We start from the raw sequence: 9,944 nt of genomic DNA, 5'->3' as shown, positions 1-9,944 counted from the left end.
ATACACCTGTTCCCATGCCGAACACAGAAGTTAAGCTTCTTAGCGCCGATTGTAGTGAAGGGTTTCCCTTTGTGAGAGTAGGACGTCGCCACGCTAATCATTCCGGCATAGCTCAGTTGGTAGTAGCGCATGACTGTTAATCATGATGTCGTAGGTTCGAGTCCTACTGCCGGAGTTCCTTTAAAGTATAGGAATCACTTGAGTAAAGCTTCTTTATAACTCTGGAGAGTTGTCCGAGTGGCCGAAGGAGCATGATTGGAAATCATGTAGACGGTGAAAACTGTCTCAAGGGTTCGAATCCCTTACTCTCCGTTTCTATATTATCTGGCCCGTTGGTCAAGCGGTTAAGACACCGCCCTTTCACGGCGGTATCACGGGTTCGATTCCCGTACGGGTCATTCATATTTGGAGGTTTAGCTCAGCTGGGAGAGCATCTGCCTTACAAGCAGAGGGTCAGCGGTTCGAACCCGTTAACCTCCATGGATCTTGGTTCCGTGGTGTAGGGGTTAACATGCCTGCCTGTCACGCAGGAGATCGCGGGTTCGATTCCCGTCGGGACCGTTAAATATGATATTTAAGCATTAATTGGCGCGGTAGCTCAGTTGGTAGAGCAACGGATTGAAGCTCCGTGTGTCGGCAGTTCGATTCTGTCCCGCGCCATTATGGAGGAATAGCGAAGTGGCTAAACGCGACGGACTGTAAATCCGTTCCTTAGGGTTCAGTGGTTCGAATCCACTTTCCTCCATTAGGGGCATAGTTTAAAGGTAGAACAGCGGTCTCCAAAACCGTTAGTGTGGGTTCAATTCCTGCTGCCCCTGCCATTTTAATTTGTATCATTTTTAAGATTACGGCGATCGTGGTGAAGTGGTTAACACACCAGATTGTGGCTCTGGCATTCGTGGGTTCGATTCCCATCGGTCGCCCTTCGTAATTTTAATGGGGTATGGCCAAGCGGTAAGGCAACAGACTTTGACTCTGTCATGCGTTGGTTCGAATCCAGCTACCCCAGTTTTATTATTGTAATATGGCGGTATAGCCAAGTGGTAAGGCAGAGGTCTGCAAAACCTTTATCATCGGTTCAAATCCGGTTACCGCCTTGCAATATCTTTCATGCCGGCGTGGCGGAATTGGCAGACGCGCTGGACTCAAAATCCAGTGCCCGCGAGGGCGTGCCGGTTCGACCCCGGCCGCCGGTATACTATAAAACAGCTTTTCCATTGCGGTTAAGCTGTTTTATTTTTTTTTGTCCCTTTTTTGTCCCGCTTTTATTCAGAAATCTTGTAGTATAGTTCTAATACGCTCGTTTTCTTTTTCCTCTAATTCTTTTAGTACGTGTCCATAGGTATCAATAATTCTTTGAGTATCTTTGTGTCCCATGAATTTTGCGACGACAGCAATGTCAATTCCCTTTGCTAGCAGAACACTGCAATAAGTATGTCTACAGCCTGTAGCTGTAATAATTGGCTGTATTTCCAATTCTTTTAAATACTTTCTTAAGGCCTTATTCAAACCATTATTTGTAGGTATGCCTGTTTTATCATCAAAAAAAATGAGATTATCAGATATTTTGAGAATATTTATTGCTTCTTGTTTTTCTTTTAAAGACAACAATATATTTAAAACATCATCGCTTACTGGAACTTGTCGTACTGAATTGTCTGTTTTTGGTGGAACAAAGGTATGCCTTGCGCTATCAATTCTTCTATATGTAGAAATAACTTTCTTCTCATAGTTGATTTCATTCCATGTAAGAGCAAGAACTTCTCCAACTCTAAATCCTGTTTTAAGTTGGACATAAAAGAAATAAGGCATAATACTTTCTGGGTAGTTCATAACACTTTTTAAATAAGAGAGTATACTTTGATAATCAGATATACTCTCAATAAATTTTTCATTTGGTTTTTTAGCTTGTTTTTGGGCGTTAATTTTGACGCCTAAGGTAAAATCATTAATCGTAAGTAAATCTTTTTTAGCAAGGACAATTGAATGCCTAATCGCACTATTAAACCTAGAGAGAGTGTCTGAACCTACGTTTTCTCCATAGATATTTAATATTTCTTGATAATCACTATATTTCAATTTAGAAGCAATTTCATTTCCTAAATACTTCTCTATTTGATTCCCAACTTTTTTATATTTCTCTTTCGTTCTTTTACTTTTGTTAGAGGGGAGGATTTCCAATTCATACCATCGTTTCCAAAGGTCATAGACAGTAGAATGAGTGTCTATTTTATTTCCACGTCTTAATTCAATTTCTAACTCAGTTGCTGCATGTTTAGCCTCTTTTTTTGTTTTGAATCCCGATTTACTGATATTGTATTCTCGTATACGATATTCCCAGACTTTACCTCTCTGGCGGAATGTTGCCAATATATTCACTTCCTTTTAGCTCTATACCTAACATTTGATTAACAACTTCAACGGGTACACGATTTAATCGTTTATTTGCATAGAAGTTATAACCTTCATTAACCATGTATTGTTTAGCTTCTCGAATGATTCTACTTGCTATTGAATGAGTATAACCAGTTTGAATCATAATTTCATTTTTGCTTATCGTAATCATAAAATTTACTCCTTTACTCTAATTATCTGAATCGTTTTCGTCAACTAGTTTAATTTTTTTATATTTTACTGGATTATCAATAAGCAATCCATCCCGATAAATTTTACTTACGTATTCGGTTTCATATAAAATAGCTGACTGTTTAAATTCAAGTTTATCCTTCAGGAAAATTTTGGATTCTTCGGGTCGTAGTAAGTTTCTAGAACTTAAATAAGCCTTTTTACCAAAACTTTCTAAGAGCTCTTGACCGATACCCTTTTCAAAATATTTGGTAACGTAACGACCACGATTTTCTTTGGAATCTACATCTACTTTATTTATCCGAACAGCTCCATGCCCCCATAAATTTAGAAGTTTTTCATGTGGAACATAAGGAACTTTAAATAATAGTATATGGGCATGCCAGGCCTTTCTTTTTTGACGTTCCAAAACTGCTAAATATTTCAGTTTACTTTTTTTAGTCTTAAAAATATGGTAGTTAAATCTCTTTATAAATGTTTTTAGAAGGGAGTTAAACTCGTCTCGGTCTTGAACGTTCTTCTTAGTGGTTAAAGTAAGAAATGAAGTTTTATCATCAAAATTACAATCTACTATTCTCAATAATTTCCATTTTGCTTCTAATCTAGTCTTACTCATTCTTTCCAATCTTTTCTTTTGTTCATCATCATTGAGTTCATCAAATGTTCTTCGTTTAGATTTTTCTTTTATACTTTCTATACTCTGATCAACAGCTTCATCTACTATAGTAATTTCATCTTTAATGAAAATAGGCTTTTCATATTCCCAAATCTCAACATAAGAATTTGTTCGGACTATTTTTTGATTGTAACCAGTCATAAAAGTCAGTCCTTCTACAGCGATTTTTCGCCATAAGATTGTTTATATAATAAATAAACTAGGAAGGGAATGAAATTCCCTTCCGTACAACTAAAGCTAAGACCAAGAACAGTCGTTCCACTGACACGCTCCGCTTGCTCAACTGCGTTGGCAGTCCTGTTCTCGTTCTTAGCTAAGTAGTACAGATACTACTTGCTTACAGGTAAAACATCTGTGCAATTAAACCATAATATTCCATTGTATTGTCCGACTTGAATATTTTCTAAGATAATAGGGGTTGTCTTATTATTTTTTAATTCTTGAAAACTAACGGTAGGGGAGAGATTATTTACTTTCACTTGAATCATCTCCATGAAGAAGTCTGAACTCTCATCTTGAATAGACACATTTAAACGATAAGCAGATAATTTTTGTGTTTCACGGTCTAATACTTCAGAGTATCCTTTAACTGCTAGGAACTTTTCCCCAAGTAAATCGGATTTTAAGAAGTCATTTAATTTCATTTTAAAATTCCTTTCTGTCAGCTTTTATTGTCATTCAGATTTTGGACGTGTATTTTAGTATTTTCAGCTTTTCAAGCTGACTGCCCCAGTCACTCGGCAACCGTGAAGGCATTTCATAAATAATGAAAGCAAGCTTTAATCATTTACAAAACGCTTATTTAGTTTGAACATTTTTATTATAAGAATGTGCTACATGTTCCCATACAGGTAAAATCGTTTCAAATACGTTTGCTTCAAATCGTGGGGACTCAAATGATGTCGGTGCACTACGTTCAATAGAATACATACCTGCACCTTTCCCATTAACTTGAGGAACATCTGTTGTACCAAACATCATGCCTGCTGATTCTTTACTAGGATTCCCCAAGAAAATACAATTTTGCAACTGTTCTCGGATATTCGAACTTAAAGAGTCAGCTCTAGGCTGTTGCATGATAATCAGAATACCCATTGATAAACTTCTAGCTTTTTGGGCAATAATAGCCACCATATTTTCAAACTCTTTTTTCTGTTTAGAGTCCATGCTTGCAACTAACGAACTGTACTCTTCTATCACTAAAAGTGTGGGCTCCAAACCAATGTCTATACCCACTGAATCAAACGAAGGGCTTTCATCATATAGAGCCATCCTATGCTCCATTTCAGCCAAGTAATGTTTTACGATTCTAAAGGCATCTGCATTTGATGTTCCATAGTTCTCTGCAGGCATATTTACAGTCTTAAATAGCTTATAAAGGTCACTCTGCTTAGGGTCAATAGCCATAATCTTAGCATGATTGTTATTCACTTTTTGACTAATAAAACGAGTGAGGTAAAAGTACGTAAAGTATGACTTTCCCGCACCACTAGCTCCACTTATTAACATGCTATAATTGTTTCTCAAATTGATTATAAAATCACAATGTATCTGAATAAGCAAGGAGTCATCGTCTTTAGGTAAAGTAGTCACCTGCTCTCGTAAAGGCTTTTCTTTCAAAAAGGTATATTTAACAACATCAGGGAGAATTTCCTTATTTTCAATCGGGAGAGCTAGCAATCCTTGTAATTCTACATCGAGGGCTTCCATGCGTTTAGAATAAATGTCTCCTCTTTTATGTGCGAGTATAATAATTTCGACAGTTGTTTCTTGATAAGAAAATTGTGCTGAACTTTCTAGTACAACTCTGCTTTTTGTGCGAGATTTCCCATTCTCATATATTTCAAATTTGTCTTGCTTCTCCTTATAAAGATTATTATTCAAAATAAAATTATATAGAAGGCTCTCTAAATAATATTTTTCCCGTACCAACTTTGTAATTTTCTTTGAATACTGTGCTATTTTGAAAAAGCAAGCTACTGCTGAATACATGATAATCAGTAGAAGAAAACCATTGTTAATAATTGAAAAGAAGTACATTAAAAGTAGAAAGATAGAAAAATAAGAAATAAGAGTTGACACCTTAACAATTTTTAGCCAGTCAATAGGCTTTTTATGCAGAGATATCATACTAAATATCTCCTTTAAATTTATGAAACCAGTATTTACAGACCGCAATAGTAGATTCAAATCCAGACTTAACAAGGAAGAAAAGGCTTATAAACATAGCTAATATTCCTAAAGATAATAATGAATAACTTAGAAAATCATTATTAATAGTTTGGCTAATTAGTGCTAAAAATATTCCGATTGTAATTGAAGTCCAAAATATAGTTTTTGATTTTAGTTTATTGTACATTTACCTATTCCCCCTTATTTTGCTTTGTTTTTTACATATATTTCAAGAAGTCTACCTAAAATAGCTAAAAATACTGCCAAGAAAGTAAACAAAAAGAAACTAGAAAAAAGGCTTAACTGCAAAATACTTAAAGTAGGCCTATGAGCAATTGGATGATAATAACTTAAGTAGAAGCCCCCAATCAAGTAGGGGGCACTAACATCTTTAAAAGCTGTATTTGAAATAAAACATAGGAAAAGTCCAACAACTGTGCTAGTAAAAAATGTTGGCAACAAGAATATCAAGCTTGAAAGCTTACCTTCAGAGATTTTTTTCATCATTTGTTTCCTCTCCATTCTTATCAACAAAAGATTTAGGATAAATTCTTTTATTTTTCAAGTAGTAATCAATTAGAAAACTATTATCCTTATAGTGCCTTAAGTGAATAATAATATTAAAGATTGCTATTAGCTTTCTAGCATATTCAATAGGTAGGTACTTTAAATTGTTTTCTTCTTTAAGAACTTCAGCAACATGCACGACATGATTTGTGATAGGGGGAAGTATTAAATTAAACCCTTTTCCTATACGTATTAGTGTCCTGCGTTGGGCAGGAATAGTATTTCTAATTAATTTTTCGATGTTGATAGTTGTTCCAAGTTCAAATGTCATTTTTATTGTCCTCCATTAATCAGTTTTTTTTTGCGATAGTAGAATTCTTGTTATTATGGTTCAGCTCTAATATTCAAAATTTATCACTCCTTTAAAGTGTTACTCATGTGACGGACTTGTTTCTGGGAAAAGAATAACATATATTTTTTAGTCCGTCAAGAGAGTACCTTTTTTAAGGTAAAAAAAAGAAGCATCTAAAATACTTCTTTTCTACAATATAATTTTAGAGTAAATTGTTGTAGTCTAAAATTGCAGCAAATAGAATCATTTTAACAACATAAGCTTTATGGACTCTTTTCAAATTGAAAATTGAGAAAAAACTATTCTGAATTTCTTTTATGCCATCAAGGATATTTTGTTCTAAATTTAGAGTGGTTTTTACTGATTTTATATCCGAGGAGGGATTGTTACTTACGCCAGGAATGTTAGAAGTAGCCACTTTATTCCAGTCAACTTGTTTATTTTTAATTCTATTATATGCTACACCTACTACATAACCATTTGTTATAGTAATATTAGGGTCAGAAAATTCTAAATTTTTTATTTCTTGAATTGCTAGCATTGCATCTCTACTTAATTTCATTTGAATTCTCAAATTATTCACCTCACTTACTCTAATGACTGACTAGTATAATTATATTCCATTTCCTAATATGTTTCAACATATCTTAGGATTTATGAAAAATGATATTAAAAACAATTTTTATATGTCTCAGTATGTCCCGTTACTGTCCCGAAAAATAAAAAATTCTAAAGTTGGTTAAAAAAGGAGAAGGGGGAAAACCGTTTAAAATCTTTGCTTTAGAATAGTTAAAAATTTTAAAGGTTTATAAACATTGTAAAATATCTCGGCCGCCGGTATACTATTAACACCAACGTTTCTAAAACGATTCGTTGGTGCTTTTTTTATTGTCCGTTTTTTCTGGCTCATTGTCAACTAGTGTTGGTAGAGAAAAATCAGTAGAATAATGCCACGGAAGAACAAGTATGCAGAAGAGATTATTTTTCTGCAGGCTTGTTCTTTTTCATGGGATTGAAAAGGGTGGTTCCTAAAGTTAATAGAATTCTCAGTTTGAAGTTATAGAAGCTTCTAAAGCCATACGCATTTCGTTTCAATACTTTAATGTGGTTGTTCAAACACTCTAAGGAACCGTTAGAATAGGGCTGTTCAAGTGCGTTTAAAATGCCATCTTGATACTGTTTAAACGTCTGAATGGTTGTCGCATATTTCTCTGGTAGATGAGAATAGTTTTGTTTTAAGGCTCATTGTCAACTAGTGTTGGTAAACTCGAAATGAATTGTGAACAGAGAAAAATTCAACCTAGGATGTATAAAATGGATATGACGAACTTTTCAATAGATGAAAAATATCAAGCAATTATTGTTCCGACAGGCTCTTTCTTGCTGTTAGACACACTGGAAAAAGCATTTAATGCCTTAAACTGTTTCCACAAACATCTGGAAGAAGGTGGAAGATTGCTAATTGACAAATTTCTACCAAACGATCATGTAGAAGGATTTATTTCAAAACGAATGTTTACGAATGATCAGCAAGAGTTATTCACGCTAGAAGAGACACTTGTAGAGATTGATACGATTAAACAAGTAAATGTGTATCATAATCGTTATGAAAAATGGCAGAATGGACAATTACTTGATTCGGAACTGGAAATTTTTCCATTAAAATGGTATGGAATAGCGGAATTTCAGTTTATTTTGGAAAAGGCTGTTTTTGAAATACTTAGCATTTCTACTGACTTTAATCATGGTCAGTTGCCTACAAAAGATACTCAAACCATTACTTTTGAAGGGAAGAAAGTGCAAAAAAGTAAAAGCTGGATGTGAACTTGAAGTGCTCACTGTCTACCGGACAGGGAGCACTTCAAGTAAAAAGCCCTTTAATAGGTCTTTTTAATGTCTCTATTTTGATTTCTAATTGTATAGTGGAATTCATTTAGCCCAGTAAAGGAGTGTAGATGCACCTCTGGTAGTTATCGGCAGTGAACTAAATGGATCAAAAATTATTCTTTGTTTGCACCACAGCTTGAACATTCACTAACTTCTGCTTGATTCATATTTAAACAATAAGAACATTTCCAGTCTATTTTATTCATTCTGATTTTTTGTTTCTGTAATTCTGATTCTGTATTCTTTACTGCTAATTTTCTTTTTTCAAGTGCAAGTTGTCTTTCTTTTTCTTCAATTGATTTCACTTCTTTTAAGTGTTGTTTTCTTAACTTTTGTTTAGGATAATATTTAAAGTACCAAACTGCTAGCGCTATCAAAGCAAGTAACAAAAAAAAGGGCCAATAAGTTACAAAAAGGCCTATCAACATGAAAATCCCAAAGATAGTTGCACATCCACCTCCTGATTTTCTGTGAGTAACATACTTTCTTCCCAATGAATAATTCCTCCAAAATATATTTTATTTGACAATTTTCAGATAAAATCGTCTTTTTTAAAGAATTAGATTTATAATTTTCAATACCAATATGAGTAGGCTGGTATCCTAGATTAAAGTAAACGGTAAGCATCAATCTAGTCCATTATTGTACTCTTTATATTTCAGTAAGCTTCAATATATTATTATATCAGATGTAATTTAGATAATCACTAAATATTTGACACGCGTTACATAGTGAGTGTTATTTTTCAAACCAATTATATGTGAAAGGTAATTTGTAGGACGTGATGGCATTTTTATTACAGGTTAAAGATTGATTTATGGGTGTTTAGCAGCTGATATTATTAAAAAATCAGTATAAAAAGTAACCGAAGAGCGGCTATTTACTATATATATATAGATAGTTATAAATTAATCAATTATTTTTATTTAAGCATCGAAATATTTTTTAGTATAGTAAGATTGCATGTGAAAAAATACACTTGACGAAGAAAATTGAATGTGGTAGTTTTAAAAGTGAATATGATTCACTTTTTGTTTTTTGTGACTTTAGTCACTATAAGATAGTAAATAAGTAACGAGATTAATTAATTGTTGTTTTGTTAAGACGGCGTGACTATTATAACTGAAATTTTGACTATTCAACACATGCCTGTTTAAAAAATTTGCTACCGCAATAGCAATTTGCCAAAGAATAGCTGGCTGCTTTTGTTCCGAATGTAGCTTTGTAAGTTGTTGATAGATTGTTTCGACATATAAGTTATAAGCATCCGTCATTGCGATTTTTTGATTTTCTTCTACATGATACTGTGAAGAAAAGTATTTTTTGATAAATGGATGTTCACCATATTCCAGTGAACGATTCACAATTTTTGAACTAAATTCATTGATTGTTTTTACTTGATTAATTTCACGAGCGCTATCAATCATATATTCAGTAGTAAAATCTTGCCATAGTTCAAACAATAAATCTTCTTTACGTTTCCAATGTTTATAAAATGTACCAACTGCATATCCTGCATGATTTGTGATATCTAAAATGCTTGTTTGGTCAAATGTTTTCTCAGTAAATAAGGATTCTGCAGCTATTTTTAATTTTAACTTAGTGGTTTTTGATTTCTGTTGTTGGTTCATTGTATAAATCCCTCTTTTGAATCTTTTTTTTAATAATTTGATTTGTCAAATTAAGCTGGACAAATGCTTATCATTTACGTAACTCAAAAATACCTCTAATGGTGTCTGATACTTTAATGATTTTCTTGGTATA

Annotated in this window: 11 protein-coding genes, 12 tRNA genes, 1 rRNA gene and 1 pseudogene; 14 read left to right on the top strand and 11 right to left on the bottom strand. The window is 33.6% G+C overall.

Annotated features, from left to right (window positions below; all coding sequences use genetic code 11):
* From rrf to BCR26_RS15550, 13 genes are all read left to right on the top strand, one after another.
* Positions 1-94: ribosomal RNA gene (gene rrf / locus BCR26_RS15610) — 5S ribosomal RNA — on the top strand; the annotation flags it as partial.
* Positions 95-101: 7 nt separating this feature from the next.
* Positions 102-175 (top strand) — tRNA-Asn (locus BCR26_RS15605).
* 48 nt (positions 176-223) lie between these two features.
* A tRNA-Ser gene (locus BCR26_RS15600) sits at positions 224-312 on the top strand.
* 14 nt (positions 313-326) lie between these two features.
* Positions 327-398 (top strand) — tRNA-Glu (locus BCR26_RS15595).
* Between the two features lie 9 nt (positions 399-407).
* A tRNA-Val gene (locus BCR26_RS15590) sits at positions 408-480 on the top strand.
* 8 nt (positions 481-488) lie between these two features.
* Positions 489-561 (top strand) — tRNA-Asp (locus tag BCR26_RS15585).
* A 26-nt stretch (positions 562-587) separates the two neighbouring features.
* Positions 588-660, top strand: a tRNA-Phe gene (locus BCR26_RS15580).
* A 4-nt stretch (positions 661-664) separates the two neighbouring features.
* A tRNA-Tyr gene (locus BCR26_RS15575) sits at positions 665-745 on the top strand.
* Between the two features lie 2 nt (positions 746-747).
* A tRNA-Trp gene (locus BCR26_RS15570) sits at positions 748-821 on the top strand.
* Between the two features lie 29 nt (positions 822-850).
* Positions 851-923: transfer RNA gene (locus BCR26_RS15565), tRNA-His, on the top strand.
* A gap of 14 nt (positions 924-937) precedes the next feature.
* Positions 938-1,009 (top strand) — tRNA-Gln (locus tag BCR26_RS15560).
* Positions 1,010-1,026: 17 nt separating this feature from the next.
* Positions 1,027-1,097, top strand: a tRNA-Cys gene (locus tag BCR26_RS15555).
* A 15-nt stretch (positions 1,098-1,112) separates the two neighbouring features.
* A tRNA-Leu gene (locus BCR26_RS15550) sits at positions 1,113-1,196 on the top strand.
* 73 nt (positions 1,197-1,269) lie between these two features.
* On the opposite strand, the gene BCR26_RS15545 is transcribed toward BCR26_RS15550, so the two are convergent.
* The 9 genes and pseudogenes from BCR26_RS15545 to BCR26_RS18150 all read right to left on the bottom strand — a co-directional run.
* Positions 1,270-2,370 carry a site-specific integrase gene (locus BCR26_RS15545; protein ID WP_245341993.1) on the bottom strand — a complete coding sequence of 367 codons (1,101 nt, stop codon included), beginning with the start codon at positions 2,368-2,370 and terminating at the stop codon, positions 1,270-1,272.
* Positions 2,345-2,566, bottom strand: a complete 222-nt coding sequence (locus tag BCR26_RS15540) for a DUF3173 family protein (RefSeq protein ID WP_069699891.1) — start codon at positions 2,564-2,566, stop codon at positions 2,345-2,347. The genes BCR26_RS15545 and BCR26_RS15540 overlap by 26 nt, the downstream gene beginning before the upstream one ends.
* 18 nt (positions 2,567-2,584) lie before the next feature.
* Positions 2,585-3,403 (bottom strand): rolling circle replication-associated protein, encoded by an 819-nt coding sequence (locus BCR26_RS15535; protein WP_069699890.1) that lies wholly within the window; start codon positions 3,401-3,403, stop codon positions 2,585-2,587.
* A gap of 188 nt (positions 3,404-3,591) precedes the next feature.
* Complete coding sequence (locus BCR26_RS15530) at positions 3,592-3,906, bottom strand: hypothetical protein (RefSeq protein ID WP_069699889.1); 315 nt, start codon at positions 3,904-3,906, stop codon at positions 3,592-3,594.
* A gap of 154 nt (positions 3,907-4,060) precedes the next feature.
* Positions 4,061-5,392 carry an FtsK/SpoIIIE domain-containing protein gene (locus tag BCR26_RS18390; protein WP_069699888.1) on the bottom strand — a complete coding sequence of 444 codons (1,332 nt, stop codon included), beginning with the start codon at positions 5,390-5,392 and terminating at the stop codon, positions 4,061-4,063.
* A 243-nt stretch (positions 5,393-5,635) separates the two neighbouring features.
* A complete protein-coding gene (locus BCR26_RS15515; protein ID WP_069699886.1) occupies positions 5,636-5,941 on the bottom strand; it encodes a hypothetical protein in 306 nt (101 codons plus the stop codon).
* The gene (locus BCR26_RS15510) at positions 5,922-6,272 is read right to left on the bottom strand and encodes a hypothetical protein (RefSeq protein WP_069699885.1); all 351 of its coding nucleotides are present in this window, start codon (positions 6,270-6,272) and stop codon (positions 5,922-5,924) included. Before BCR26_RS15510 ends, BCR26_RS15515 begins: the two co-directional genes overlap by 20 nt.
* Positions 6,273-6,495: 223 nt before the next feature.
* Entirely contained in the window at positions 6,496-6,855 is a 360-nt protein-coding gene (locus tag BCR26_RS15505; RefSeq protein WP_139124970.1) for a hypothetical protein, read from the bottom strand.
* A 416-nt stretch (positions 6,856-7,271) separates the two neighbouring features.
* A pseudogene (locus BCR26_RS18150) lies at positions 7,272-7,532 on the bottom strand (transposase); the annotation flags it as partial.
* Between the two features lie 75 nt (positions 7,533-7,607).
* Between BCR26_RS18150 and BCR26_RS15500 the strand changes: the two are divergent.
* Positions 7,608-8,117: a hypothetical protein gene (locus BCR26_RS15500; protein WP_069699883.1), complete on the top strand. Its 510-nt coding sequence runs from the start codon at positions 7,608-7,610 to the stop codon at positions 8,115-8,117.
* A gap of 176 nt (positions 8,118-8,293) precedes the next feature.
* On the opposite strand, the gene BCR26_RS15495 is transcribed toward BCR26_RS15500, so the two are convergent.
* A complete protein-coding gene (locus BCR26_RS15495) occupies positions 8,294-8,674 on the bottom strand; it encodes a zinc finger Ran-binding domain-containing protein (RefSeq protein WP_069699882.1) in 381 nt (126 codons plus the stop codon).
* A gap of 552 nt (positions 8,675-9,226) precedes the next feature.
* Positions 9,227-9,811, bottom strand: a complete 585-nt coding sequence (locus BCR26_RS15490; RefSeq protein ID WP_069699881.1) for a TetR/AcrR family transcriptional regulator — start codon at positions 9,809-9,811, stop codon at positions 9,227-9,229.
* Between the last annotated feature and the right edge of the window lie 133 nt (positions 9,812-9,944).

The organism is Enterococcus rivorum (assembly GCF_001742285.1).
Classification (GTDB): domain Bacteria; phylum Bacillota; class Bacilli; order Lactobacillales; family Enterococcaceae; genus Enterococcus_L; species Enterococcus_L rivorum.
The sequence above is the reverse complement of the archived record's forward strand: the minus strand, read 5'-3'. Positions and strand labels throughout refer to the sequence as shown.

Bases quoted from the DNA above. Each gene is read 5' to 3' on its own strand.
- BCR26_RS15500 (WP_069699883.1), top strand. From the start codon at position 7,608: ATGGATATGACGAACTTTTCAATAGATGAAAAATATCAAGCAATTATT.
- BCR26_RS15540 (WP_069699891.1), bottom strand. From the start codon at position 2,566: ATGATTACGATAAGCAAAAATGAAATTATGATTCAAACTGGTTATACT.
- BCR26_RS15515 (WP_069699886.1), bottom strand. From the start codon at position 5,941: ATGATGAAAAAAATCTCTGAAGGTAAGCTTTCAAGCTTGATATTCTTG.
- BCR26_RS15505 (WP_139124970.1), bottom strand. From the start codon at position 6,855: ATGAAATTAAGTAGAGATGCAATGCTAGCAATTCAAGAAATAAAAAAT.
- BCR26_RS18390 (WP_069699888.1), bottom strand. From the start codon at position 5,392: ATGATATCTCTGCATAAAAAGCCTATTGACTGGCTAAAAATTGTTAAG.
- BCR26_RS15510 (WP_069699885.1), bottom strand. From the start codon at position 6,272: ATGACATTTGAACTTGGAACAACTATCAACATCGAAAAATTAATTAGA.
- BCR26_RS15535 (WP_069699890.1), bottom strand. From the start codon at position 3,403: ATGACTGGTTACAATCAAAAAATAGTCCGAACAAATTCTTATGTTGAG.
- BCR26_RS15530 (WP_069699889.1), bottom strand. From the start codon at position 3,906: ATGAAATTAAATGACTTCTTAAAATCCGATTTACTTGGGGAAAAGTTC.
- BCR26_RS15490 (WP_069699881.1), bottom strand. From the start codon at position 9,811: ATGAACCAACAACAGAAATCAAAAACCACTAAGTTAAAATTAAAAATA.